26 protein-coding genes and 1 tRNA gene are annotated in these 26,081 nt (G+C 64.0%); 18 read left to right on the top strand and 9 right to left on the bottom strand.

The window, feature by feature from the left end:
• Positions 1-39 precede the first annotated feature (39 nt).
• Entirely contained in the window at positions 40-1,692 is a 1,653-nt protein-coding gene (locus BraRD5C2_RS30225) for a fatty acid--CoA ligase (protein ID WP_223974785.1), read from the bottom strand.
• A 426-nt stretch (positions 1,693-2,118) separates the two neighbouring features.
• Between BraRD5C2_RS30225 and BraRD5C2_RS30220 the strand changes: the two genes are divergently transcribed.
• Positions 2,119-3,159 (top strand): AraC family transcriptional regulator, encoded by a 1,041-nt coding sequence (locus tag BraRD5C2_RS30220; protein WP_223974783.1) that lies wholly within the window; start codon positions 2,119-2,121, stop codon positions 3,157-3,159.
• Between the two features lie 46 nt (positions 3,160-3,205).
• Here BraRD5C2_RS30220 and BraRD5C2_RS30215 read toward each other — a convergent pair whose 3' ends face one another.
• On the bottom strand, positions 3,206-3,382 hold the full coding sequence (locus BraRD5C2_RS30215; protein ID WP_223974782.1) for a hypothetical protein: 177 nt from the start codon (positions 3,380-3,382) through the stop codon (positions 3,206-3,208).
• A 386-nt stretch (positions 3,383-3,768) separates the two neighbouring features.
• Here BraRD5C2_RS30215 and BraRD5C2_RS30210 point away from each other — a divergent pair, with 386 nt between their 5' ends.
• From BraRD5C2_RS30210 to BraRD5C2_RS30185, 6 genes are all read left to right on the top strand, one after another.
• Entirely contained in the window at positions 3,769-4,476 is a 708-nt protein-coding gene (locus BraRD5C2_RS30210; RefSeq protein ID WP_223974985.1) for a TetR/AcrR family transcriptional regulator, read from the top strand.
• A 20-nt stretch (positions 4,477-4,496) separates the two neighbouring features.
• On the top strand, positions 4,497-5,468 hold the full coding sequence (locus BraRD5C2_RS30205; RefSeq protein ID WP_223974781.1) for an ABC transporter permease: 972 nt from the start codon (positions 4,497-4,499) through the stop codon (positions 5,466-5,468).
• Between the two features lie 41 nt (positions 5,469-5,509).
• Positions 5,510-6,526 carry a sugar ABC transporter substrate-binding protein gene (locus tag BraRD5C2_RS30200; RefSeq protein ID WP_223974780.1) on the top strand — a complete coding sequence of 339 codons (1,017 nt, stop codon included), beginning with the start codon at positions 5,510-5,512 and terminating at the stop codon, positions 6,524-6,526.
• Positions 6,527-6,603: 77 nt separating this feature from the next.
• Positions 6,604-8,727: an ABC transporter permease gene (locus tag BraRD5C2_RS30195; RefSeq protein WP_223974779.1), complete on the top strand. Its 2,124-nt coding sequence runs from the start codon at positions 6,604-6,606 to the stop codon at positions 8,725-8,727.
• Entirely contained in the window at positions 8,724-9,821 is a 1,098-nt protein-coding gene (locus tag BraRD5C2_RS30190; protein WP_223974778.1) for an SMP-30/gluconolactonase/LRE family protein, read from the top strand. Before BraRD5C2_RS30195 ends, BraRD5C2_RS30190 begins: the two co-directional genes overlap by 4 nt.
• Positions 9,818-11,314, top strand: a complete 1,497-nt coding sequence (locus tag BraRD5C2_RS30185) for a sugar ABC transporter ATP-binding protein (RefSeq protein ID WP_223974776.1) — start codon at positions 9,818-9,820, stop codon at positions 11,312-11,314. The genes BraRD5C2_RS30190 and BraRD5C2_RS30185 overlap by 4 nt, the downstream gene beginning before the upstream one ends.
• Positions 11,315-11,390: 76 nt before the next feature.
• Here the strand turns inward: BraRD5C2_RS30185 and BraRD5C2_RS30180 are convergent, their stop codons facing one another.
• From BraRD5C2_RS30180 to BraRD5C2_RS30150, 7 genes are all read right to left on the bottom strand, one after another.
• Positions 11,391-11,768: a hypothetical protein gene (locus tag BraRD5C2_RS30180; protein ID WP_223974774.1), complete on the bottom strand. Its 378-nt coding sequence runs from the start codon at positions 11,766-11,768 to the stop codon at positions 11,391-11,393.
• A 166-nt stretch (positions 11,769-11,934) separates the two neighbouring features.
• Complete coding sequence (locus tag BraRD5C2_RS30175) at positions 11,935-12,873, bottom strand: phosphatase PAP2 family protein (protein ID WP_223974772.1); 939 nt, start codon at positions 12,871-12,873, stop codon at positions 11,935-11,937.
• Positions 12,874-13,010: 137 nt separating this feature from the next.
• On the bottom strand, positions 13,011-13,298 hold the full coding sequence (locus BraRD5C2_RS30170; protein ID WP_223974771.1) for a DUF5658 family protein: 288 nt from the start codon (positions 13,296-13,298) through the stop codon (positions 13,011-13,013).
• Positions 13,285-14,085: a sterol desaturase family protein gene (locus BraRD5C2_RS30165; RefSeq protein ID WP_223974770.1), complete on the bottom strand. Its 801-nt coding sequence runs from the start codon at positions 14,083-14,085 to the stop codon at positions 13,285-13,287. Before BraRD5C2_RS30165 ends, BraRD5C2_RS30170 begins: the two co-directional genes overlap by 14 nt.
• Before the next feature lie 329 nt (positions 14,086-14,414).
• Positions 14,415-14,681: a hypothetical protein gene (locus BraRD5C2_RS30160; RefSeq protein ID WP_223974769.1), complete on the bottom strand. Its 267-nt coding sequence runs from the start codon at positions 14,679-14,681 to the stop codon at positions 14,415-14,417.
• Between the two features lie 193 nt (positions 14,682-14,874).
• A tRNA-Arg gene (locus BraRD5C2_RS30155) sits at positions 14,875-14,951 on the bottom strand.
• 153 nt (positions 14,952-15,104) lie between these two features.
• Positions 15,105-16,583: a sensor histidine kinase gene (locus BraRD5C2_RS30150; protein WP_223974768.1), complete on the bottom strand. Its 1,479-nt coding sequence runs from the start codon at positions 16,581-16,583 to the stop codon at positions 15,105-15,107.
• A gap of 364 nt (positions 16,584-16,947) precedes the next feature.
• Here BraRD5C2_RS30150 and rpmH point away from each other — a divergent pair, with 364 nt between their 5' ends.
• From rpmH to dapE, 11 genes are all read left to right on the top strand, one after another.
• Positions 16,948-17,082 (top strand): 50S ribosomal protein L34, encoded by a 135-nt coding sequence (gene rpmH / locus BraRD5C2_RS30145; protein ID WP_008542748.1) that lies wholly within the window; start codon positions 16,948-16,950, stop codon positions 17,080-17,082.
• Between the two features lie 32 nt (positions 17,083-17,114).
• Positions 17,115-17,525 (top strand): ribonuclease P protein component, encoded by a 411-nt coding sequence (gene rnpA, locus BraRD5C2_RS30140; RefSeq protein WP_223974767.1) that lies wholly within the window; start codon positions 17,115-17,117, stop codon positions 17,523-17,525.
• Positions 17,526-17,528: 3 nt separating this feature from the next.
• On the top strand, positions 17,529-19,403 hold the full coding sequence (gene yidC / locus BraRD5C2_RS30135; RefSeq protein WP_223974766.1) for a membrane protein insertase YidC: 1,875 nt from the start codon (positions 17,529-17,531) through the stop codon (positions 19,401-19,403).
• A 132-nt stretch (positions 19,404-19,535) separates the two neighbouring features.
• Positions 19,536-20,189 (top strand): ribosome biogenesis GTP-binding protein YihA/YsxC, encoded by a 654-nt coding sequence (gene yihA / locus BraRD5C2_RS30130; RefSeq protein ID WP_223974765.1) that lies wholly within the window; start codon positions 19,536-19,538, stop codon positions 20,187-20,189.
• On the top strand, positions 20,186-20,554 hold the full coding sequence (locus BraRD5C2_RS30125; protein WP_223974764.1) for a DUF423 domain-containing protein: 369 nt from the start codon (positions 20,186-20,188) through the stop codon (positions 20,552-20,554). The genes yihA and BraRD5C2_RS30125 overlap by 4 nt, the downstream gene beginning before the upstream one ends.
• Positions 20,555-20,662: 108 nt before the next feature.
• Positions 20,663-21,556 carry an acetylglutamate kinase gene (gene argB, locus BraRD5C2_RS30120; RefSeq protein WP_223974763.1) on the top strand — a complete coding sequence of 298 codons (894 nt, stop codon included), beginning with the start codon at positions 20,663-20,665 and terminating at the stop codon, positions 21,554-21,556.
• A gap of 71 nt (positions 21,557-21,627) precedes the next feature.
• Positions 21,628-22,614: a DUF1036 domain-containing protein gene (locus tag BraRD5C2_RS30115; protein WP_223974984.1), complete on the top strand. Its 987-nt coding sequence runs from the start codon at positions 21,628-21,630 to the stop codon at positions 22,612-22,614.
• Positions 22,615-22,797: 183 nt separating this feature from the next.
• Entirely contained in the window at positions 22,798-23,487 is a 690-nt protein-coding gene (locus BraRD5C2_RS30110; protein ID WP_223974762.1) for a pyrimidine 5'-nucleotidase, read from the top strand.
• A 114-nt stretch (positions 23,488-23,601) separates the two neighbouring features.
• The gene (gene dapD, locus BraRD5C2_RS30105; RefSeq protein ID WP_097674394.1) at positions 23,602-24,447 is read left to right on the top strand and encodes a 2,3,4,5-tetrahydropyridine-2,6-dicarboxylate N-succinyltransferase; all 846 of its coding nucleotides are present in this window, start codon (positions 23,602-23,604) and stop codon (positions 24,445-24,447) included.
• A 219-nt stretch (positions 24,448-24,666) separates the two neighbouring features.
• Positions 24,667-25,254 carry a DUF805 domain-containing protein gene (locus tag BraRD5C2_RS30100; protein ID WP_223974761.1) on the top strand — a complete coding sequence of 196 codons (588 nt, stop codon included), beginning with the start codon at positions 24,667-24,669 and terminating at the stop codon, positions 25,252-25,254.
• Positions 25,255-25,303: 49 nt separating this feature from the next.
• Positions 25,304-26,081 (top strand): succinyl-diaminopimelate desuccinylase (gene dapE, locus BraRD5C2_RS30095; RefSeq protein WP_223974760.1); only part of this gene is annotated, 778 nt, incomplete at its 3' end.

The raw sequence follows: 26,081 nt of genomic DNA, 5'->3' as shown, positions 1-26,081 counted from the left end.
TGTCGTCCTCCTCGATCCGTTCCCGGCTGTATTGAGCCGTCACATGTCGCCGTACAGCTCGCGCAGCTCCTTCTTGTTGATCTTGCCGACGCTGGTCTTGGGGATGCTGTCGATGAACAGGATCTTGCCGGGGATGCCGTATTTCGAGATGACGCCCTTGTCGGCGAACACCTTGAGATGGTCCTTGATGGCGTCGTCGCTGAGGCCGTCGGCACCGGACGGCTTCTTGACCACCAGCGCGAGCGGGCGCTCGCCCCATTTCTCGTCCTTGACGCCGATCACCGCGGCCTCGGCCACGCCGGCGCATTGCGAGATCAGATCCTCGATCTGCAGCGAGGAGACCCATTCGCCGCCGGTCTTGATCACATCCTTGATGCGGTCGGTGATCTGGACGTAGCCGCCCGGGCTGACCACGGCGATATCGCTGGTGTGCAGATAGCCGCCCTCCCAGAGCTGCTCCGAACCTTCGGGATTGTTGAAGTAGCCCTGAGTGAGCCACGGCGCCCGCAGCACGATCTCGCCGGCGGACTTGCCGTCATGCGGCACGTCCTTCATGTCGGGATCGACGATGCGCAGATCGACCAGCGGGCCGGCCATGCCGGCACGGGTGCGGAATTCGACCTCGCCGTCCGGATCGCCGCTGAGATCCCTGGATTGAACATGGGACACCGCGGCAAGCGGGCCGGTCTCCGACATGCCGTAACCCGCGAAGATGTCGATGCCGGCCTCCATCGCCTGCTTGGCCAGTGCCTTCGGCAGCGCGGAGCCGCCGATCACCATCTTGAGGCCGTGGAGATCGACCTTGGCCGCAGCGGCGGCGTTGAGCAGCATCTGCAGGATGGTCGGCACGCCGTGCGTGAAGGTGACGCCTTCGCTCTTGATCAGCTTGACCAGCATCGCCGGCTCGTAGCGGCCGGGATAGACCTGCTTGGTACCGGCCAGCGTCGCCGACCACGGAAAGCCCCAGGCGTGAACGTGGAACATCGGCGTGATCGGCATGTAGACGTCGTCGCGCGAGAAGCGTCCCTGCGACCCGGCCATGCCGAACAGCGCAAGCCCGGCGATCGTGTGCAGCACCAACTGGCGGTGGCTGTAATAGACCCCCTTGGGCAGACCGGTGGTGCCGGTCGTGTAGAAGGTGGTGGCCTGGGTGTTCTCATCGAAATCGGGGAAGTCGTAGTCCGGCGAGGCTGCCGCAAGCAGACCTTCATACTCGCCGATGAAGGACAGGTTGCCGGTCTGCGGCGACGGCTTGTCCGACATCACGATCATCCGTTTGACCTTGGGCAGCTGCGCCTTGATGCCCTCGAGCAATCCTACGAACTCTTCATTGACCAGCAGCGTCGATGCGCCGGCGTGATCGATCGTGTAGGCGATCTGCTCCGGCGACAGGCGGACGTTCACCGTCTGCAGCACGGCCCCCATCATCGGGATCGCGAAGAAGGCTTCGAGGAAGCGATGACTGTCCCATTCGAGCACGCCGACAGTGTCGCCGGGCGCGACGCCTGCCTTGCTGAGCGCCGAGGCGAGGCGGTCGATGCGTTCTCTGGTCTGTCGATAGCTCTGACGCTTGAGATCGCGATAGACGATCTCCTGGTCTGGCGCCTGCACGCTCGGCGTGTGCCATAGCTGCTTGAAGATGAGCGGATAGTGATAGGCGGATTGGGCAGTCTGAATCAGCCTTCCGACCATGGAAGCCTCCCTCGACCTGGCATGTCCTCCGACCGTTGCGTCCGCAGTTCTAGGCGAGCGGATCGTGTGGTCTGCCGTGCTGCATCACGACGGTCTGACCGTGTGACATTAGGACGAAGCGTCGCGTGGCGCCCGAGATTTGTGAAGGTCCGAAACGGACAGGAGCCGGGTCTGAACCGGACAGAGTGCCGTCGTCGACGGCAACCGGTGTTTTGCCGCCCTCGTCGCAGTCGGCGTTTCCGCGCCCACTTTGCTGCTTCGCAATAAGGGAGACCCATTTGACGAGTCTTGGGTTTTGGCGCGAACCGGCTATGTTCCAAGGGCTCGCGAACGGAAATCCACTCGGGCCAGGTTTGCGGCGCACGGCTTCCGGACTGAAGGAAAGGCTGGTTCACTTTGCAACCAACCACGCGACTGAAGAGGCCTGTGGGCTCCCGCAACGACATCCTGAGCGTCGGCACCGGCGACAAGGTCTATGAGACCACCAAGCTCGGCGCGGTCTTCGACATGCTGGCAGGCGCCGGCGTCCCGGTCGACGCCATCCTGCGCGGCACCCGCATTCCGCTGGCCGACGTGCACTCACCGCAGGCGCGGATTTCGCTGACGCAGCTGATGACGGTTTGTCAAAACGCACTGCGCCTGTCGACCGACCGTCACTTGCCCTATCGCATCGGCGCATCGATCCACATCTCAACCTACGGAATGTACGGCTATGCGTTGCTGTGCTGCCCGGACTTTCGCAAGGCAATGGAATTCGCGATGCGCTACCACGCGCTCGCCGCGCCGCTGGCGACGATCGAATTCACCGAGGACAAGGCCCATGCGCGATGGACCATCGAGCCCAATCTGCACGCACATGCCGATTACGCGCTCTACCGGTTCGTCGCCGAGATGCAGATCGGCATCCACATTTCGTTGATGCGCGACATCATGGGACCAGGCTTCGCTCCCTCCGAAGTCACGCTCGCCTATCCGCAGGCAAAGGACTTCGAGCTTCCGCTCGATCATGTCGGGTGCCCGGTGCGCTTCGATCAACCGGCCAACCAGATCGTCTTCAAGGCGCAGTTGCTGGACCGGAGCGCGGATCTCGGCAACAGGACGACGTATCCGACCATCGTCGCCCTCTGCGACGTCTTGCTTAGTGACTTGAGATTGCGGACCGGCGTCGCCGGAAAAATCCGCGCCATCCTGCTCCGCGATATCGCCAATCCCCCGACCTTCGAAGCCATCGCCAAGCAGCTCGGCATGAACGACCGCTCGCTGCGGCGCCAACTTCGTCAGCAGGGCTTTTCCTTCCGAGGGCTGCACGACGAACTGCGGACCCAGATCGCGCTGAAATATCTCCGCAACACGACGCTGGCCAATGACGATATCGCATTGGCGCTCGGCTTCAGCGATGCGGCAAACTTCCGGCGCGCGTTTCACCGCTGGACCAACAAGGCCCCGAGCGACATCCGCGGCGAATGATTGCATGCCATGACCGCTCGCCGCCTCGGTTGCGCGGACGCGCGCGCTAGTAAGCGTAGGATGTCTTGCCCGGCTGCACGGTCAGCCGAAAGGCGACATCGGTCGAACCGTCCATCAGCTCGATCAGTTGGTCACACACCAGGCATCGAAACTCGCCGGGGATGCCGCCCCTCGACGTCAATTCGATCCGGCGATAGCCGGCCTGGCAATGGGGGCACGTCACGTCAGATTTTCGCATGGAATCAGCAAACCGTTGCGATGCTCAGTTTCTCACACACCCGCCGTCGGAAATGTGACGGCCGTCCAACTGGCATGTCGGTCGACCAGAGCATCGCGAATTTGTGCTGACCTTTCAGCGCGAAAGTTCCCGAACCGCGCCGGAGCGGCGCCGGGCTCAAGGCAAGCGACACGGTGCGCGCCAAAAAACGAGCGAGCGCTCTCTCAGAAAAATTGATCATCCCCCTTTTCCGAATGGCAGTTCGTGGGCTAGGAATTGAGCAAGGGCGTAAAGCCCGGCCCGGACCGGCAATCAAATGAAATGGTCGGGGACATAGCCAGGGAGGCAACGTGGGTCTCGCGCGTCAGCGGCCGGGGACGAATGCGTTCGCGATGGACGTGCTTTGCGCACGCATCCTCGAACGTCATCGGGATTCCATCCGGGTCCAGAAGCCGCATCTCGCCGTTCCGAACCTCACGCGCATCATCGGCGCCACGCTCACGCTTTCCAACAAGCACGGCTTTCACGCCACCACGCTGCGCCAGCTCGCGGAGGCCTCCGGTCTCAGCATGGGCGGCCTCTATACTTACTTCGACAGCAAGCCGACGCTGCTGTCGATGATCCTCGGCGAGGTCGCCGAAACGGCGGCTGAAGTCCTCACAGCGCCGCCCGCCAGCGTGAAGCAGGATGCGCGCAAGCACCTGCACTGGATCATCGCCACCCATGTTCGCATGAGCGAGGCGATGCAGCCCTGGTTCGTGTTCTCCTTCATGGAAGCGAAATCGTTTCCGCCCGCCGAGCGCCAGCGCGCCATCGAGATGGAGGTGATGACCGAGAAGATCATCGCCGACGTCCTGAAGCAGGGCGTCGCCAGCGGGATGTTCGCCATCGACCAGGTCACGCTGACGGCCTCGCTGATCAAGCCGCTGCTGCAGGACTGGTACGTCAAGCGCACGAAGTACCGCCGACGCGGCACCTCGATCGAGGCCTACATCAGCGCCGTCGGCGCCTTTGTCGACGCCGCGGTCGCCGGCAGGACGCGGCCCGGCCGCGTCGCGACCGGCTCCCGCACGAGATCCAGGCAGACGGCGCACCCGTAGCCGAAAGGAAGGACGAGGCAATGAAGCGATTTCGATTCAATCAGCAGGAGATCGTCTTCGCCGTGTTCGCCGTGCTGTTCCTGGCGTTCTCGATTTTCCTGCGCGGCTTTCTGACGCCGGAGAACATGCTGACGCTGCTGCAGAACGTGGCGGTGCTCGGCATCCTCGGGCTTGCCATGGCGCTGGTCGTGATCGGCCGCGGCATCGACATCTCGCTGATCGCAGCCCTCGCGGTGCCTCCGGGACTCGTGCTACAGATGGTGCAGAACGGCCACTCGCTGCCGGCCTCGCTGCTGACGGCCGTGCTGCTCACGATCGCGTTCGGCCTGGTCAATGGCTGGCTGATCGCCTACGCCGAAGTCCCTTCGCTGTTTGCGACGCTGGCGACCGGCCTGCTGCTCGCCGGCCTCGGACAGGCCGCGCTGTTTCAGCTCGACGTCGTGCAGTGGAGCGACGGCATGCAGGGCTTCGAGCGGCTCGGACAAGGCACCATCCTCGGTGTCCCGACCTCGATCGTGATGTTCGCGATCGCCTGCGTGGTGGTCGCCTTCCTGCTGCGCCAGACGCGCTGGGGCGCCTATATCTACGCGATCGGCGACAATCCCTATGCGGCCCGCGTCACCGGCATCCCCTCGCGGCCGATCATCGTGCTGCAGTATGTCGTCGCGGCCCAGATCGGCTGCTTTGCGGGCCTGGTGATGGCGGCGTCGGTCAACTCGATGCCGACCCGGGTCTTCAATTCGACCCTGATCTACGACGTCATTCTCGTCGTCGTGCTCGGCGGCATCGGCCTGTCGGGCGGCCGTGGCGGCGTGCTCAACGTCATCATCGGAACGCTGCTGATCGGCACCATGCTCAACGGCATGACCATCATGGATATCTCCTATGCCGGACAAAACCTCGTCAAGGGCGTCGTCCTTCTGCTCGCCGTCATCACGGATTCATTCCTGAATCCGCGCAACGAAGAAACCGCACAGCAGGGCGACATCTGAACCAAGTCGAAGAACGATCAATCACCACCAAGGAGGAAGCAATGAAATACGCTGTCAGGACTGCCAAGGTGATCGCCGCAGCGCTCGGGCTTGCGGCCATCGCCGCCCCGGCTCTGGCCCAGCAGGGCCTCGACGAGCCGTTCCAGAAGCCGTTCAAGGAGGCCCTTGCCGGCAAGACGGTGGCCTACGTTCCGGTCGCCATGAACTTCGACCTCACCGAGGGCTGGTACGCCGGCATGAAGAAGGAGCTCGAGCCCCTCGGCGTCAAGTTCGAGATCCGCGATCCCAACTGGAACACCAATGCCGGCGCGCAGGCGGTGACCTCGCTGATCTCGGAGAAGCCGGCCGTGATGGTGATCCACAATCCGGACGTGCAGACCTACGCCAAGCTGCTGCAGCGCGCCGAGAACGAAGGCATCTACGTCATCCAGATCAACATGGGATCGGCCTATCGCTCGTCGGCCTTCGTCGGCGCCAACTGGATCGAGATCGGCGAGAAGGACACTGAGGCCGTGGTCAAGGCCTGCCAGGGCAAGTCGAACAAGATCGCCATCGTGCAGGGCGCCCTGTCGGCCGCCGCCAGCGCCTACACGCTCAAGGGCGTCGAGAACGTGCTTGCCAAGCATCCAGAGATCAAGGTGGTCTCGAGCCAGGCCGCCGACTGGGATGCCGCAAAGGCCAAGGCGATCACCCAGACGGTGCTGAAGCAGAATCCCGATCTCTGCGGCATCGTCGGCTTCTGGGACGGCATGGACATCGGCACCGCGGCCGCGGTGAAGGAAGCCGGCCTGACCGGCAAGGTGTTCGTCGCCACCTCCGGCGGCGGCGAGCGCAAGGGCGCCTGCGAACTCGTGAAGTCCGGCGCCTTCGACCTCAACCTGAGCTACGACGTGCCGACCCAGGCCGCGCAGATGGCCGGCACCATCAAATGGCTGCTGTCGTCCGGCGCCAAGGCCGGTTCGATCAAGGGTTCGGAATACACCACCCTGATTCCGATCACCAAGGAGAACGCGGACAGCCAGACTTCGTGCTGGAATCTCAGTGACCTGAAGAAATAGCCCGGCCATTCCCGCCGGACGTCCCGGGCGCATCCCGCCCGGGACGTTCATCTCCCGAAATCGAACGCCTTGCTGGAATGCCGATGCGCGATACCTTGACGAGCCTGCGTTACCGTTACTGGCCGGATCATCTCCTCGGCGAGATCCTGTCCAAGCGTTGGACCGAGACCGCCATTCCGGTGATCCTGCTCTTGATCGTCGGCTTCGCGCTCAGCCGCTCCATCGATCATTTCCTGTCGCCGGCGAGCCTTGCCGACACCGCGCGGCAGGCCGGCGAGATCGGCTTCATCGGGCTCGGCATGGCGCTGGTCGTCATCGTCGGCGGCATCGATCTCTCGGTCGGCTCGATCTTCGCGCTGACGGATTTCTGCGCGCTCTATCTGCTCGACGTGCTGAACTGGCCGGTGCCTGCGGTGGTGGTCGCCACCCTCGCCTGCGGCGCGTTGCTCGGCGCCGTCAACGGCGTCCTGATCGGATATCTGCGGCTGCGCGCCTTCATCACCACGCTGATCACCTTGATCATCTACCGTTCGGCGTTCGACCTGCTGATCCAGCGCTACTCCAATTCGATCGCCGCGGCCTTTCCCGACATCCCGTCCTGGAATTTCATCGGCGGCGGCGACGTGTTCGGCATTCCGAGCGTCGCGCTGGTCTACATCGCGATCGCGATCTTCGGCCACATCTTCATGACGCGGCTGCGCCCGGGCTGGCACATCACCGCGATCGGCGGCTCGCGCCGTTCGGCCTACAATTCCGGCATTCCGGTTCGCCGCACCATCGCGCTCTGTTACGTTGCGAGCGGCGTGCTGACCAGCATCGCCGCGCTGTTCTTCGCAGCAAGGCTCGGCACCGTCGGCGGCGACATCGGCGTCGGCCTCGAGGTGATCGTGCTGACCGCGACCGTGCTCGGCGGCATCACGCTCGGCGGCGGCAAGGGCTCGGTCGCCAAATCGCTGGTCGGCGTGCTGATCGTGCTCCTGATCACCAACGGCCTGACCACGCTCAATGCGCGCGGCGGCATCAACCGCATGGCGCTCGCAGGTATCCTGCTGCTCGCCGCCATGGTCGACATCCGCTGGCAGAAGAACCGCACCCGCATCATCAGCAAGGTCTATGTCGCGCCGACCTATCACGCGTTGCCGCCACCCCCGGCTACCGAGATCGGCCAGGGCGGCCCGTTCGAGCAGAACGACAAGCTGCGCGACGTCGAATTGATCGGCCTCGGCCGCATCGAGGCGCCGGAGGACGTGATCCTCGACCGCAACAACAATCTCTACGCCGGCTCGCGCCATGGCGACATCATGCGCTTCTTCGCGCCCGACTATCAGCGGATGGAGGTGTTCGCCCATATCGGCGGCCAGCCGCTCGGCATGGCCTTCGATCGGCAGGACAATCTCTATGTCTGCATCGGCGGCATGGGCCTATACCGGATCACGCCCGACGGCACCGTGGAGAAGGCGACCGACGAGACCAACCGCAGCATGCATTCGGTGAATGACGACAGCCGGCTGCGGCTCGCCGACGACCTCGACATCACCGACGACGGCCTGATCTTCTTCTCCGAAGCCACCGTGCGCTACGAGATGGACGAATGGCCGATCGACGGCCTCGAGGCGCGCGGCAACGGCCGCATCATCTGCTACGACACCAAGACCGGCGCCACCCATACGGCGCTGCGCGGCCTCAAATTCCCCAACGGCATCTGTGTCGCGAGCGACGGCCAGTCGATCCTGTTCGCCGAAACCTTCGGCTGCTCGATCAAGCGGCTGTGGTTCGCGGGACCGAAGAAGGGCCAGGTCGAGGTGGTGATGGACAATCTGCCGGGCTACCCCGACAACATCAACCTCGCCTCCGACGGCAATTACTGGCTGGCGCTGGTCGGCATGCGCAGCCCCTCGCTCGACCTCGCCTGGAAGATGCCGGGCTTCCGCCGCCGCATGGCGAAGCGTGTCCCGGTCGACGAATGGCTGTTCCCGAACATCAACACCGGCTGCGTCGTCAAGTTCAACGAGCAGGGCAAGATCCTCGAATCGTTCTGGGACCTGCGCGGCGAGAACCACCCGATGATCACCTCGATGCGCGAGCATCGCGGCTACCTCTATCTCGGCGGCATCATGAACAACCGGATCGGCCGCTACAAGCTCGACAATGCCGACCCGAACTACGTGCAGTATGACAAGCGCTGGGGGAAAGCGTCGTGATCGCGGCCGTCAGAGAATTCGCCAACCGCTTCCTCGGCCGCGGCGAGGCCACCATCACCGTGCCGTCGTTCGACGGCGCGCTCAAGCCGAACCAGCAACTGGAGGCCGCGACGACGCTGCTGGAGTGCGAGGCGCTCGAAGATCTCGCAACCGATGGCCGCAACCTCTATGTCGCCGACGGCCGGCGTCTGCTGCGGCTCGACGGCAGCATCGCGACGGAGCTGCGCAGCTTCGAGCAACCGATCTCGGCGCTGTGTGCACTCGCCGACGGCGGCATCGCGGTCGCGCTCGGCGGCCGCGAGGTGCGCCTCTATGCCAATCCTTCATCGGGCGAACCGAGCGTGACATTCAGCGACGCCGCCTTCAATGCGATCAACGCACTGACGCCGGCAGACGACGGGACCTTGATCGCGACCGACGGCTCGGCGACCTGCGGCGTCGACGATTGGGCGCGCGACCTGATGGAGCTCAACCGGAGCGGCCGCGTGTTCCGGCTCGATCCCAGGACCCGATCGGTGAAGCCGCTGGCCTCGAAGCTCGGCTACGCCTTCGGCGCGTGCGCGCGCGGCGATGGCGTGCTGGTCAGCGAGAGCTGGCGACATCGTCTCGTGCTTGTTGCGAATGGCAGGCCGCCGCAGATCGTGCTCGGCCACCTGCCGGTCTATCCGTCGCGATTGTCGAAGGCCGCAGGCGGCGGCTATTGGCTCACGGCGTTCACCGCACGCACCCAGCTGATCGAATTCGTGCTGCGCGAACCGGGCTACCGCCGCCGCATGATGGCCGAGATCGACCCGGCCTATTGGGTGGCGCCGCGGCTGCGCTCGGGCTTCTCGTTCAAGGAGCCGATGCAGGGCGCGCACATCAAGACCATGGGCGTGATCAAGCCGTGGGCGCCGCCGCGATCCTACGGCCTCGTGATCCGGCTGGGCGAAGACGGCAAGCCGCTCTATTCGCTGCACAGCCGGGTCGATGGCGTCAATCACGGCGTCGTCGCGGCGCTCGAGCTGGGCAGCGACCTCGTGCTGATCGCCAAGGGACCGGGCCGCGTGCTGAAACTGCCCCTCGCCGGGCTGGCCGAGGAGACAGGCTCATGAGCGACACCGTGCTGTCCCTGCGCAAGGCCACCAAGCTTTATGCCGGCGTGCCCGCCATCGAGGGCGTCGACTTCGAGCTTCGCCGCGGCGAGATCCACGCACTGGTCGGCGAGAATGGCGCCGGCAAGTCGACCCTGACCAAGGTGATGGCCGGCGTCGTGACATTGACGTCGGGCAGCATGACGGTCGACGGCTCCGACGTCGCGCCGCGCACGCCGCTCGAGGCCCGCAATCTCGGCATCGCCATGGTGTTCCAGGAGAACAGCCTGGTGCCGACCATGACCGTGGCGCAGAACCTGTTTCTCGGGCAGGAAAAGTTCTACAACCGGCTGCGCGGTATCTACATCGCCGCCCAGCAATTCCTGCAGTCGCTGAATTTCGACGTGACGCCGACCGCGACCGTGAGCGGGCTCGGCGCCGCCAAGAAGCAGATGGTGGAGATCGCGCGCGCGGTCCTGCACAAGGCCAAGGTCATCATCTTCGACGAGCCGACCGCATCGCTGACGCCGGAAGAGAAGAAGTATTTCTTCGACCTCGTCCGCGACCTCAAGAAGCGCGGCGTCTCGATCATCTTCATCTCGCACGCGCTGGAAGAGGCCTTGCTGCTCGCCGACCGGATCACCGTGCTGCGCGACGGCAAGCACGTCGTCACCGACGATGCGGCGAAATTCGATCGCGCGGCGATCGTGCAGGCGATGGTCGGGCGCGACCTCTCCAACACGCTGTACGGCGCCAGGAAGTCCAGCGTGCGGCCCGCCGGCGCGCGCGTGCTCACGGTGCAGAACCTCAAGATGGCGCCGATGGTGAAGAACAATTCGCTGTCGGTGTTTGCCGGGCAGATCACCGGCGTGTTCGGCCTGGTCGGCGCGGGCCGCACCGAAACCTTCAAGATCGTATCCGGTGTGCTGAAGCGGGACTTCTTCCATGGCGGCGAGATCCTGCTGCATGACAAGCCGGTGCGCTATCGGGTTCCGGCGCCGGCGGTGAAGGCCGGCATCGCGTATGTGACCGAGGATCGCAAGGTCGAGGGCTTCTTCGAGACCGCCTCGATCGCCCGCAACATCTATCTCGGCCTGCTGTCGAAGTTTCCCGCCGGCCGGATGATGCTGTCGCGGCGCGAGACCAACACGGTGGGCAAGACCTGGACCCAACGGCTCAAGGTTCGCGCCATCGGCGACGAGGCCAAGGTGGTCGAGCTTTCGGGCGGCAACCAGCAGAAAGTGGTGATCGCCAAGTCACTGGTGCAGGAGCCCGAGCTGATCATCTTCGACGAGCCGACCCGCGGCGTCGACGTCGGCGCCATTGTCGAAATCCACGAATTGATCAACCAGCTTGCCGACGAGGGCAAGGCGGTGGTGGTGATCTCATCCTATCTGCCCGAGATCATGGCCCTCTCCGACCGCATCCTGGTCTCGCGCCAGGGCAAGGTGGTCGAGGAATTCTCCGCGGTCGAGGCCACCGAGGAGAAGATCATGTACGCGGCGATCCATTGATGGACGCAAGAGAGATGCGTCGTGACCTGCTGGCCACGCCATGGAAGCCGCACCCGCTGCGCCCCCGGTTCGCCCGCTATTGCTTTGGACCGACGGTCCCGGTCGCCTTCAATCTTGCCGACCTCACCCAACCCGAGACGTCGTTGCCGCCCCGTGGATTGAGATACATCACCGACGACCAGCCGTCATTGGTTTGCGCATAGGCGACGAGCGCGTCATTCGGAATGACGAACACGCCGCCGATCGGGCAGTGCAGATTCGGCGCCGAGTAGAATTGCAGCCGTCCCTTGCCCGTCACCACATTGGCGAGCGGCGGCGAGAATATCGGGACGCGATCGGTGCCGGTCCGCGGCTCCTTGCAGCTCGACGGCGTCTGCGCGTGCACGGTCGCGCCCAGGGCCCCCAGGATCAGGGCACTGCAGACGATGCAGGCGAGCACGGTTCTGTCCGACATCACTCGATCTCCTGACCACCGGACGCGATCATCCGTCATTCCAGAGTGTTTGTCGCCGGACGGGGCGGACAGGTTCTACGAGCCAGAGCGTTTTCGAGCGAAGCCTGTCCCGCACTTGATGCGGGATGGACGCCGGTTCGCGTGAAGAAAACGCGTCAAGACAGCTCTAGAATGAAAGTTTGCCCGCCCGCAACACGAGCATGGCCGCAGGCACGGTGGCCAGCCCGACGACAATATCGCTCAGATGGTGACCGCCGGCGGTCAGCGCCGATACGATGATGAGAACGTTGAGCGGGAGAAAGACGGCGAGCAGGAAAGTGCCCCGGCTCGTCAGGATGAGGATCAGCGCAAGCGCTGCATGGAACGAGGGAAATTGAATGATGCCGTTGATCCTGGCCAGATCGATGACCTTCATGGATCCATCGCGGATCGCATAGAAGTCGGACAGGTAATAGGCGCTTGTCAAATGTGACACACCGTAATGCGCCCAGGCGCCCTCCGCGGGCAGCAGCATCGACAACGGAAGGATCATCAGCAGCGTGACCACAAAGAGCCAGGCGAGTTCTCTGGCCCTCTCGAGCTTTCCGATCGTGTTCAGCACGACCAGCAGGACGCCGAACTGAATGAAGAGGGTATCGTAGATGATATCGAGCGCCCAACCGATGTTGGGATGCTCCAGCTTCACCCAGTTGAAGAATGCGAGCCAATCGAAGCCTACAGCGGAATCGGTCGCAGCGAGAGCGTTGTCGACCAGAGGAAATCCGGCGGACGCAGCAAGATAGCTGAGAACGGTCCCGACATTGCTGAACGCAACCAGCTGCGCGCAGGTGAGGGCAAATGACGCGATGCGTCTGTTGGGCCTGATCCTGGTGTAGACCAGATTGAGGCCGACCAATGCCAGGAAGCCGACGACGATCACAGGGTTGAATGAGACCCGAAGTCCCGACAGAACGAGCCCGGCGGTGGCAACTGCGGTGAGCGCGGCGATGATGATCCAGAGGCTCCTGGCCTCTGGGGCTTCAGAATATGAGTGAGGGAACACGCGCGCGGCCCGTGCTGAAACCGGGCCGGGCACACAAGATTGCACCCCGTCAATTTCACCCATGGAAAAGCTCGTATCGTTCTAAAATAGCCGAACTCATGTCCCGCGCCGCGCGCGGTTCTGTTCATCGTCCTTGCAGCAAGACGCGCCGGACAACACCAGCGCTTCGCGGATTCCGACCACGAGACGAAGTGGCCGGCTCAGTTCGCACCCGCGATGATGACGAGATTGTTCAGGACGGGCGTACAACAGAAAGCGACGACAAGAGCGACGTTGTAAACGTTGGTGCTGCGCCAAAGTAACCACGTCAGGACGAACGTGAGACCTAGCTTTGGGACCAGCCACCATACGCCGAACCATGTCTGAGCCAGATGCATGAACGGGTTCAACTCGCCCAACCCGAGAGTCAAAATCACATTGGTCGACACGAGGTCGGCGTAGCCCAGCAGCAAGGCGAAGAACAGCAAGAGGCCTTTAACCCAGTTCATTCTTTGACTCCCCATGCCGAAGATGCCGGATCGGCCAGATCACGCTGTTGATGATGTCCACCCGTTCGGCAGGCACAAGTCCCGTCGCAGGATACTCGTCCGGCTTCGGCACCCACGCCGTGCCAAACACAATGTCCAGGAGCGGAAAGAAGGCAGCAAAATTCTTGTCCCGATGCTCGGGATGGACCGAATGATGGATCCGGTGCCATTGCGGGTTGTTGACCCATGTCACGAACCGGCCGAGCGGGATGCGGACGTTGAGATGCGCGCACGCATCGGGGACGAAGAAGATGAATCCCGCGGCGATTGCCATATCCGGCGGGATCCGAAACAGGATCGCCAGGATTGGAAGGAAGGCATCAGACAACACCCTCTCCAACCAGAAATGCCGGGCACCGGTGATGAACGTAATGCCGTTGGCGCTGTGGTGGAACGAGTGCATCGCCCAAAGAAAGGGGATCGCATGCTGCAGGCGATGGAATGTGTACTTGTAGAGATCGAGCGCCACCACGACGATCGCGAGGGAGACGTACCACCAGTAGCCTTCGGTCGGCAGCTTGATCCAACCGACCCCGGCGTAGCTCGCAATCGCACCCGCGCTGATCGCCGCGATCGGGGCAAGCATGTGCTCCAACCCGACGCTCACGATAACCGCCAGCCAGTCATCGCGAAACTCGGCGCGGGAAACATCGGCAATCGGCCACCTCTTCTCGAGGATGCGACTGCCGTAGACGACACCCAGAAAAATCGCCGCTAACAAAATGGCGTTTGAGATCTCACTCGACATGAGAGATGACCCGCCGGTTCAAATGGACAGACAAAATGAATAAAAAACGTTCTGCCGCTTATAGGCTGAAAGGCCTTATTTTTTCTCAACGGTCGGACGAGCGCAAGCAGGGTTTCTACGGGATGGCCGCTCGCCATCACCGGCGTCGATAGCGTTCGCAAGTCGGCAATGTCGGGGCCTTGCGGCTGTCCAAGCATGCGATCGAGTTCGACGACGGCCGCATGCTGCTGCGCGGATAAGCGAGGGCGGAGACAGCCGTTGCACACCTCACATATGAGAAAGCCCGCGACGTGGTCGCGGGCTTTCTGGAGTTGGACCAGTTATGCCAGTCAGTGCAACGCGCGGTCCGTCCGGACCGAAGCCCGCGCGGTCGTGATCTTGCTTCGCGGCGTCAGAACACTGAGCTGATGCGGAGTTGCCGACGTCGCAGCTACCGGCGCCTGCTCGTGGACGTTGGCGGCGCCAAGCACACCAGCCTGCACCGGCGAGATCGGCAGGCCCGCGGCTTCGAAAGTCGGACGCTCCGCAGCGGATGCGAACGTCACGCTCGCGATTGCGAGGGTGGCGGCTACGATGGACAGAGAAATCTTGGTCACTTGGAGGCTCCTCGATAGGACTCGAGCAGCACAGGTAGACGCATTTTGTTGCAATGCAATAAAATAATACTGCGTCGCACAAGTACTTGATCGTCGCGACAAGCCCGGAGCCGGCGGTCAACGGCGTCGCTCCCGCTCCGACCAGGAGCGAGCGCGGCATGCGACACGAAACTTCAATGAAAACAATGCCAAATGGCGCGCCCGGAACGATTCGAACGTCCGACCCTCAGATTCGTAGTCTGATGCTCTATCCAGCTGAGCTACGGGCGCATTTTCGCAGGTGGGCCTAAAGCCCGCACGGCTCCGGGAGCCCCGGAACGTCGCGAAAGAGCGCTCTAGCTACAGGCTCCCGGTCCGGTTGGCAAGGTCTGCAAGCGCCAATTTCGGCCGCGGTTTTGGCTGCCCTGGGTTACCAGAATGACCTCAGGCCCTCGCCCGCTCGCTGCGGACCGACAGCAGTTCCACCGGGCGATCCGGGATCGAGATCTGGAAGGTGGCGCCGATGGTGCCCTCGACCAGATGGATATGGCCGCCATGGGCCCGGATCAGCTCGGCCGCGATCGCAAGGCCGAGCCCGCTGCCGCCGGGGCGGCCGGAGGTCTGGAACGCCTCGAACAGGTGCTCGCGCGCCTTGGCCGGAACACCGGGGCCGGTGTCGGAGACCTCCAGGATCGCAACCGTGCCCTCTCGGCGGCCGGTGATGCGAATCTGCTGGGCACCGCCGTCGCTGTCCTGCCGGCTTTCCAGCGCCTGGGTCGCGTTGCGCACCAAATTGAGCAGCACGCGGAACAGCTGGTCCGGATCGGCGTCGATGGTGAGGCCGCGCTCGATTGCACTGATCCAGGTGATCGAGACATCGGTCGCCAGCCCGGCAGACTCGCGCACCTCGGCAACCGCAGGCTCCACCATGATCACGCGGCGATCGGGCGCCGCCTCCTGCGCGCGGCCATAGGACAATGTCGACTGGCAGAAGGCGATGGCGCGCTCCAGCGAGCGCAGCAGTTTCGGCGCGAAGCGCTGCACCCGCGGGTCCGGCACGCTGGCGAGCTGGTCCGACAGCAGTTGCGAGGACGCCAGCAAATTGCGCAGGTCGTGATTGATCTTGGAGACGGCGAGCCCGAGCGCGGCCAACCGGCTCTTCTGATGCAGCATCGAGACCAGGTCGCGCTGCATGTCCGACAGCTCGCGCTCCGCAACGCCGATCTCGTCGCCGCGCTGGCTGGGCACGATGATTCGCGCCGAACTCTCCGGATTCTCGTGGAACCCGACCAGGCTCGCGGTCAGCCGCCGCATCGGGCGGACGAACAGATAATGCAGCGCCAGATAGACCAGGCCGGCGGTCAGGCCGGCGATCAGGAGCGCGACGACCAGAACGTTGCGCGAGAAGCGGTACATTGCCTGCCGCAACGGCTTCTCGTCGATCACGACCTCGATGAATTGCGCCTGGCCCGGCGCGGGTCCGACCACGCGGATGGTCTGGTCACCGTGCTCGAGCATGATCTCGAAGGCATCCACGATCGCCGACCACACCGTCATGGCCCGCATGTCGACATCATGGTCGATCGAGGCCGGCAGGTCGGCGCTGGCGAGCAGGCGGCGCTGTTGCCCGAGCTTGATGGCGACGGCGCGGGCGCCGATGCTGGTGAGGATCTGCCGGGCCAGCGAATCCGGCACGAGGCCGGAGGGGGCGGCATCGAGCACCAGCGCCGCGGTGTTGGCTGCGGCTAGGCGGTCATTGAGCCGGTTCATCCGGAAGTTGGCGATGGCCGGCACGTAGATCAGGAGCCCGGCGATCATCACCAGCGGAATCGTCAGCAGCAAAAGCTTGCCCGACAGCCCGAGCCGGTGGGACGGCTTGGGCCGCTGTTTCTGCGCGGTCGCCTGATCGTCAGTTAGAGCCACAAGATAAGGCCTTGTTGGGCTTAGGGGTCGGAAGATGCGGCCCGGCCCCCAAGCCGGTCAAATTACGGATCGCTAATGTCGGCGGTTCCCCGAACGCCCCAAAGCGCTCCTCACCGTCAAAAACCCCGCGAAAACAGTTATATTCGCCCCAATTGCGACGTTTCAAAGAAGCCTCTTTGCGACGCCCTGTGACATTGACGAGAACAGGGCGCTCCCTTATAAGCCGCGCCAACTGTCCGCGATGGCCCGGTTCTTGACCGGGGGCGGCTCATTTAGGGCCGTAGACGGCTCGCTTGGGCCCGCCAGCATCATCGGACTCCATCTCAATACAACGGCAAATTGCCCGGTCAGCGGAGAATTACCCGTGAAGCGGACTTATCAACCCAGCAAACTGGTGCGCAAGCGCCGTCACGGCTTCCGCGCCCGTCTCGCCACGGCCGGCGGCCGAAAGGTCCTCGCTGCGCGTCGCGCGCGTGGCCGTAAGCGCCTGAGCGCCTGAGCCCGGACGTCTCCTCTCCGGAGATACCCATTATGGATCGGCTGAGGCAGCGGGCGGATTTCCTCGCCGTTGCCAATGGCGCACGGGCGAATACCACGGCTTTTGTGCTGCAGGGCCGCCGTCGCGACGATCAGGGCCCGATCCGCGTCGGCTATGCCGTCACCAAGAAGAACGGCACCGCGACCGAGCGCAACCGCATCCGCCGCCGACTTCGCGAAGTGATAAGACGGGTCGATGCCGTATTCATGCGGCCACACCATGATTATGTGCTAGTCGGCCGTCGTGACGCGCTGACCCGCGACTTTGCGACCATGATTGACGACCTGCGGTCGGCGCTGGGCCGCCTCGACCGGCCTGCGCCCAAGACTGGTACCAATAAGACGGGTACCAACAAGGCGGGTAACAAAAGCGCTCCCAATCCGAATGGAATGACGAGACCATAAGAGATGTCCGACAACCGCAACACGATCATCGCCGTCATTCTGTCGGGCCTCGTCCTGATCGCCTGGCAATACTTCTATAACGTCCCGCAGATGGAGAAGCAGCGCGAGGCGCAGAAGCAGGCTGAACTGCTGAAGCCGACGCCGCAGGCGACCCCTGGCGCTGCTGCTCCCGGCGCCGCTCCCGGAAGCACCGCGACGCCATCACCGACGGCGGCCGCGCCTGCTGCCGACGCCCCGGTGGCGAGCCGCGAGACGGTGCTCGCGGCCGGCCCGCGCATCAAGATCGAGAGCCCGCGCATCATCGGCAGCATCGCGCTGAAGGGCGCCCGGATCGACGATCTGGCGCTGGTCCAGTTCCGCGAGACCGTCGACCCCACATCGCCGGCCGTCGTGCTGCTTTCGCCGTCGGGTACCGCCGAGCCTTATTATGCCGAATTCCTGTGGCTGACCGCCAGCGGCTCGTCGGTGAAGACGCCGAACGCCGACACCGTCTGGCAGCAGGAAGGTTCGAACAGCCTGTCGCCGAGCACCCCGGTGACGCTGAAATACGACAACGGCCAGGGCCTGACCTTCCGCCGCACCATCTCGATCGACGATCGCTACCTCTTCAGCATCAAGGACGAGGTCATCAATCAAGGCAGCGCGCCGGTGACGCTGTATCCGTTCGGCCTGATCTCGCGCGGCGGCAAGCCGCCGGTCTCGGGCTACGCGATCCTGCACGAAGGCCCGATCGGCTATCTCGGCGAACAGGGCCTGCAGGAATTCACCTACAAGAACCTCGACGAGGCCAAGACCCCGACCGGTGGAAACTCGCGCGGCATCGTGTTCTCGAAGATCACCGACGGCTGGCTCGGCATCACCGACAAATACTGGGCCACCGCGCTGCTGCCGGATACCAATGCGACGCTCGACACCGCCCGCTTCACCACCGGCGACAAGCGCTACCAGGCCGACTACATGCTGGGCGCGCAGACCATTCCGATCGGCGGCACCGGCGTTGCCAACGGGCGGCTGTTCGCCGGCGCGAAGGAGGCCGCCACGGTCGGCCTCAACTTCCCGCTGGTCGGCTTCGGCGGCTACAACAAGCAGCTCGGCCTCAACCATTTCGATCTCCTGATCGACTGGGGCCATTTCTACTTCATCACCAAGCCGATGTTCCTGGCGCTCGACTGGTTCTATCGCCTGGTCGGCAATTTCGGCATCGCGATCCTCTTGGTGACGGTGATCGTGAAGCTGCTGTTCTTCCCGCTCGCCAACAAGTCCTACGCCTCGATGGCGAAGATGAAGTCGGTGCAGCCGCAGCTGGCCGCGCTGAAGGAGCGCTATCCTGACGACCGCGTGAAGCAGCAGCAGGAGATGATGGAGATCTACAAGAAGGAGAAGATCAACCCGATCGCCGGTTGTCTTCCCGTCGCCTTGCAGATCCCGGTGTTCTTCTCGCTCTACAAGGTGCTGTTCATCACCATCGAAATGCGGCACGCGCCGTTCTTCGGCTGGATCAAGGATCTCTCCGCGCCCGATCCGACCAATCTGTTCACGCTGTTCGGGCTCGTTCCGTTCGATCCGATCGCGCTGCTCGGACCGCATTTCGGCGCCTACCTGGTGATGGGCATCTGGCCGATCATCATGGGCATCACGATGTGGGTGCAGATGAAGCTCAACCCGGCGCCGCCGGACCCGACCCAGAAGATGATCTTCGACTGGATGCCGCTGATCTTCACCTTCATGCTGGCCGGCTTCCCGGCGGGTCTCGTGATCTACTGGGCCTGGAACAACACGCTCTCGGTGCTGCAGCAGAGCTTCATCATGCGCAAGAACGGCGTGAAGGTGGAGTTATTCGACAATCTGAAGTCGGCCTTCGCCAAGAAGCCGACTTAACTCCACTGCGTATCCCGTCATTGCGAGGAGCAAAGCGACGAAGCAATCCATCCTTCCCGTGCTGAAGAATGGATTGCTTCGCTCCGCTCGCAATGACGGCGAAGCCGCTTGCGCCTTGATGGGATCCTTCGCATGACCGCCGAACCTGATGCGGAGCTGATCGAGCAGGGGCGAAAGCTGTTCGCCGGCGACTGGCGCTTCATCTGGGCCTCGCCCTCGATCGAGACCCTGCCGCCGATGGCCGGCCTCGAGGTCGCCTTTGCCGGCCGCTCCAATGTCGGCAAATCGAGCCTGATCAACGCGCTGACCGGCCGCACTGCGCTGGCTCGCACCTCGCATACGCCGGGCCGCACCCAGGAACTGATCTTCTTCGAGGGCCCGGTAAACGCGGACTTTCGTCTCGTCGACATGCCAGGTTACGGCTACGCCTCGGCGCCGAAGACCAAGGTGGCGTCATGGACCGCGCTGATCCACAAATTCCTGCTCGGGCGCGCGACGCTGGCGCGGGTCTATGTGCTGATCGACGCCCGCCACGGCATCAAGGACGTCGATCTCGACGTGCTGAAGACGCTGGACAAGTCCGCGGTCAGCTACCAGGTCGTGCTGACCAAGGCCGACCAGGTCAAGGCCGGCGAACTCAAGACCGTCACCGCAGATACGATCGCGACGCTCGCAAAACATCCCGCCGCGTTCCCCGAAGTGCTGGTGACCTCGTCGCGCACCGGCGACGGCATGCCGGAGCTGCGTGCCGCCATGGTACGCCTGATCGAGGAGCGGCGCCGATGAACGGCGCGCCCCGTCTCCTGATCGGCCTTGCCGCCATCATGGGCGCCTGCGGCGTGATATTGGCGGCGGCCGCGGCCCATCTGCCGGACGCCACGCGGCTGGCGGCAGCGTCCTCGATGCTGCTGTTCCATGCCACCGCCGCCATCGCGACCATTGCGGTGGCGGAGCGCGCGATCATCCATGCCAAGCTCGGCGTGGCGGCAGCGGCAGGCTTCGTCATCGCCGCGTCATTGTTCGCGGGCGATCTCACGCTGCGCCAATATGGCGGCCATGGCCTGTTTCCGATGGCGGCTCCATCAGGCGGAACGCTGCTGATCCTGAGCTGGCTGGCGCTGGCGGTTTCGGCGATGTGGCCGAGGCGGTGATCACTGCCTTCCTTCTCCCTTGTGGGAGAGGTTTGAAGACAGCTTTGCGCCCTGCCCGGCAATCAGATAGAAACGCGCCCGTCCCTCCGCTGACGTGAGACCAGCCCCATGACCGACCAGCACATCAGCCCGCTCGATCAGGCCCGCATCCTGTCCGAGGCGCTGCCGCACATGCAGGAATATGACGAGGAAACCATCGTCATTAAATATGGCGGCCATGCCATGGGCGCCGAGGACACCGCCAAGGCGTTCGCGCGCGACATCGTGCTGCTCGAGCAGACCGCGATCAATCCGGTGGTCGTGCATGGCGGCGGGCCGCAGATCGCGACCATGCTGAAGCGCCTCGGCATCCAGTCGGAATTCGCCGCGGGCCTGCGCATCACCGACGCTGCAACCATCGAGATCGTCGAGATGGTGCTGGCGGGCTCGGTCAACAAGCAGATCGTCGGCTACATCAACGAGGCCGGCGGCAAGGCCGTGGGCCTCTCAGGCAAGGACGGCAACATGGTGAAGGCGTCGAAGACGACGCGCACCATGGTCGATCCCGATTCCAACATCGAGAAGGCGGTCGATCTCGGCTTCGTCGGCGACCCCGAAAAGGTCGACCTCACGCTGCTCAATCAGCTAATCGGCTATGAGCTGATCCCGGTGCTGGCGCCGCTGGCGACCGCGCAGGACGGCCAGACGCTGAACGTCAACGCCGACACCTTTGCCGGCGCGATCGCGGGCGCGTTGAAAGCCAAGCGCCTGCTGCTGCTGACCGACGTGCCCGGCGTGCTCGACAAGTCCAAGAAGCTGATTCCGGACCTGTCGATCAAGGAAGCCCGCAAGCTGATCGCCGACGGCACGATCTCCGGCGGCATGATCCCAAAGGTCGAGACCTGCATCTACGCGCTCGAACAGGGCGTGCAGGGCGTCGTGATCATCGACGGCAAGACGCAGCACGCTGTGCTGCTCGAGCTCTTCACCAACCAGGGCACCGGCACGCTGATCCATAAGTAATGGCAGACGAGGTCGTCATCGCGGGACGCGCGGCGAGGAACCCTCGCCGGTCGCCGCCGGCGCGGCTCGCGATGTCGCTGCCGGCCGCACTGGTGTCCTTCCTGTTCTCGGCGGCGCCGGCGCATGCCGACCTCAAGCTCTGCAACCGCATGAGCTATGTGATCGAGGCCGCGATCGGCATCGACGACAAGGCCGCAACCGCAACACGCGGCTGGTTCCGCATCGATCCGGCGACCTGCCGCGTCGTGGTGCAGGGCGCGCTCACCGCTGACCGCGTGCTGCTCAATGCGCGCGCGCTGGGCGTCTACGGCGCCTCGCCGATCCCGCAGAACGGCACCGACACGCTGTGCGTCGCGCAGGACAATTTCGTGATCGCCGCCGCGCGCCAATGCCGCTCCGGCCAGACACCGGCGCAATTCACCCAGATCATGCCGACGCAGAGCGATGACGGCAATCTCGTCGCCTATCTCGCCGAAGACAGCGAATATGACGACGAGCAGGCGCGGCTCGCCGGCATCCAGCGCCTCTTGGTGATCGCAGGCTATGACGCGGCGCCGATCGACGGCGTCGACGGGCCGAAGACCCAGGGTGCGCTCTCGGCATTCCTCAAGAGCCGCGGGCTTGCCAGCGACATCGTGCAGTCGCCGAACTTCTTCACCACCATGGTCGATGCCGTGCAGAAGCCGTCGCCCTCAGGACTGACCTGGTGCAACGACACGCCGCACAAGGTGATGGCCGCGGTTGCAACCGATGACGGCAAGATGGTGACCAGCCGCGGCTGGTATCGGATCGACCCCGGCAAGTGTCTGCATCCCGACGTGTCGGGCACGCCGAAGCAGATCTATTCCTTCGCCGAAGCCGTCGACGGCGATAACCGCGCCATCCGCATCAAGGACAAGCCGCTGAACTGGGGCGGCGGGGTGCAGCTCTGCACCCGCGAAAGCAAGTTCGAGGTCAACGAGCAGGGCGACTGCGCCACCCGCGGCCTCACCGCGCTCGGCTTCACCACCGTCGACATGACCAGCGGCGGCAAGACGCTGCGCTTTGCGATGCCGTGATGAAGACAGTGGCGCCACATGGATCACCGTCGTCGTGGCGAAGGCCAGGACCCATTACCACAGGCAATCATTTGGCGAAGACGGGTCGTGACCGGCCGTTGCGCGGTATTGGCACCGCGCTTCATTTGATGGATCACGCGGTATGGGTCCTGGCCTTCGCCAGGACGACGACGGAAAGATAACATGAAAACTCCCCGCAGCTTCGGCCACGTCGAGACCTGGGTGTTCGACCTCGACAACACGCTGTACCCGCATCACGTCAACCTGTGGCAGCAGGTCGATGCGCGGATCGGCGAGTTCGTCGGCAATTGGCTGAAAATCTCGCCCGAGGAAGCGCGGCGGCTGCAGAAGGACTATTACCTGCGCTACGGCACCACGATGCGCGGCATGATGACCGAGCACGGCGTGCAGGCGGACGATTATCTCGCCTATGTGCACAAGATCGACCACTCGCCGTTGCAGCCGAATCCGGCAATGGGCGCTGCGATCGCAAAACTGCCGGGGCGCAAGCTGATCCTGACCAACGGCTCGGTCGATCATGTCGATGCGGTGCTGGGCCGGCTCGGCATCTCCGACCATTTTGACGGCGTGTTCGACATCATCGCCGCCGATCTCGAGCCGAAGCCGGCGCCGCAGACCTATCAGAAGTTCCTCAGGCTTCACGACGTCGACCCGTCGAAGGCTGCGATGTTCGAGGACCTCGCGCGCAATCTGGTAGTGCCGCATGAGCTCGGCATGACCACCGTGCTCGTCGTGCCCGACGGCAGCCAGGAAGTGGTGCGCGAAACCTGGGAGCTCGAAGGCCGCGATGCCGCTTATGTCGACCATGTCACGGACGATCTCACGGGATTCTTGCAGCGACTGAAGCCCTGATCTCTCCCCTTCGCCGGGACGACGATGGAGTCAGCCTTGACTCCACAGCCCCAAATCCCGAAAAAGCCCTGCAAAATTCCCGTCATATCCCCGATACGCCCAAGGATTGTCCCGATGTCGCTGTCCGCCCTCGAAACCACCGTCAACACCGCGTTCGACGCCCGCGATGGCATTTCGACGTCGACCAAGGGTGAGGTCCGTGAGGCCGTCGACCACGCGCTGGAGCTGCTCGACAAGGGCGAGGCCCGCGTCGCCGAACGCGAGGCCAATGGCAAGTGGAAGGTCAATCAGTGGCTGAAGAAGGCCGTGCTGCTCTCGTTCCGCCTCAACGACATGAGCGCCATTCCCGGCGGTCCGGGCAAGGCGTCGTGGTGGGACAAGGTGCCCTCGAAGTTCGAGGGCTGGGGCGAGAACCGCTTCCGCGACGCGGGCTTCCGCGCGGTCCCCGGCGCGATCGTGCGCCGCTCTGCCTTCATCGCCCGCAACGTCGTGCTGATGCCGTCCTTCGTCAATCTCGGTGCCTATGTCGATGAAGCCACCATGATCGACACCTGGTCGACGGTCGGCTCCTGCGCCCAGATCGGCAAGCGCGTGCACATCTCCGGCGGCGTCGGCATCGGCGGCGTGCTCGAGCCGCTGCAGGCCGAGCCCGTGATCGTCGAGGACGACTGCTTCATCGGCGCGCGCAGCGAGGTCGCCGAGGGCGTCATCGTGCGCAAGGGCGCGGTGCTGTCGATGGGCGTGTTCCTCGGCGCCTCGACCAAGATCGTCGACCGCGAGACCGGCGAGATCTTCGTCGGCGAGGTCCCGGAATACGCCGTCGTCGTTCCCGGCACGCTGCCGGCCAAGCCGCTGAAGAACGGCCAGCCGGGCCCGGCCACCGCCTGCGCCGTGATCGTCAAGCGCGTCGACGAGCGGACCCGCGCCAAGACCAGCATCAACGAGCTGCTTCGGGACTGATCGGTCTTCCGCCGCGAGACCAGTCCATCACCGTCACCCTGAGGTGGCCGCTCCTTCAGCGGCCCTCGAAGGGTCGACGGCCCGGCTGGTGGCCGTGCATCCTTCGAGACGCCGCTTCGCGGCTCCTCAGGATGACTGGTCAAGAGAATCGAACCGAATTCGATCCGACGCCGACAAAACTCCGGGCCGCGAAACATTGCCGCTGCCCGGAGTTCTTTCATGGACTGGGCCAATTACCTGTTCGGCTTCAAGGGCCGCGTCAGCCGGGCCAAGTTCTGGCTCGCGGCACTGATCATCGTCTGCTGGATGATATTCCTGGCCGCCCTGGTGATCTCGGCCGGCCTCGGCGGCAAGCATGGGTCGTTCGGCTTCAATGTCGACGACATCTTCCGGGCCTTCGACCCGGATAGCTACAAATCGCTGACTCTTGCCCGATTGCCGGCGCTGCTGGGCAAGGCCAGCGGGACGGTGCTGTTCGTCTGGGTCTATATCGCGGTCTCGATCAAGCGCCTGCACGACCGCGACAAGAGCGGCTGGTGGATGGTCCCGTTCTTCGCGATCCCCGGCCTCATGAGCCAGTTCTCGGACCGGCTTCCCGATGAGTCCTATTGGGTGATGGCCGCGGGCGCGATCGTCTTCGTGCTCTATATCTGGGGCTTCATCGAGCTCGCCTTTCTGCCCGGCACCTCGTACCCCAATCGCTACGGCCGCAATCCGCTTGGAAAAACCCATGTCAGCCGAGGCGGCGGCCGCGACAGCGGGTCGCGCTCCAGGCAGGGCTGGGATCAGCAGAGCGAGCTCGAATGATGCCGCACAAAGCTGGTCCACCCGCGGTGTGACGTGTTAAGCGAGGCGCATGAATGATGCCGTCTCGATTACCCGCGATCTGGTTCGCTGCCCCTCCGTCACCCCGGCCGACGCCGGCGCGCTTGGCGTTCTTGAAAATTTGCTGAAAAGCGCAGGCTTCGACGTCCACCGCGTAACGTTCTCGGAGCCCGGCACCGCCGATATCGACAACCTCTACGCCCGCATCGGCTCTTCGGCGCCGCATATCACCTTTGCCGGCCATACCGATGTGGTGCCGCCCGGCGATGAAGCGGCGTGGACGCTCGGCGCGTTCTCCGGCGAGGTCAAGGACGGCTATCTCTACGGCCGCGGCGCCGTCGACATGAAGGGCGGCATCGCCTGCAGCGTCGCCGCGGTGCTGCAATATCTCAGCGACCACGGTGGACGACCCAGCGGCTCGATCTCCTTCCTGATCACCGGCGACGAGGAAGACGTCTCGATCAACGGCACCGTCAAGCTGTTGAAATGGTGCGCCGAGCGCGGCGAAAAATTCGACCATTGCGTGCTCGGCGAGCCCTCCAACGTCGAGGTACTCGGCGACATGATCAAGATCGGCCGGCGCGGCTCGCAATCCGGCACACTGGTCGTCGACGGCGTGCAGGGCCACGTCGCCTATCCGCACCGCGCCTCGAACCCGGTGCCCGATATCTCGCGGCTGATCGTGGCGTTGAGCGACGAGCCGCTCGATCACGGCAGCGCGCAATTCCAGGCCAGCAACCTCGAATTCACCACGGTCGATGTCGGCAACACCGCGAGCAATGTGATCCCCGGCCAGGCGCGGGCGAAGT

Source organism: Bradyrhizobium sp. RD5-C2 (genome assembly GCF_019972155.1).
In the GTDB taxonomy this organism is placed as follows: domain Bacteria; phylum Pseudomonadota; class Alphaproteobacteria; order Rhizobiales; family Xanthobacteraceae; genus Bradyrhizobium.
Note: the sequence above shows the minus strand (reverse complement) of the source record. Positions and strands in the feature narration are given on the sequence as shown.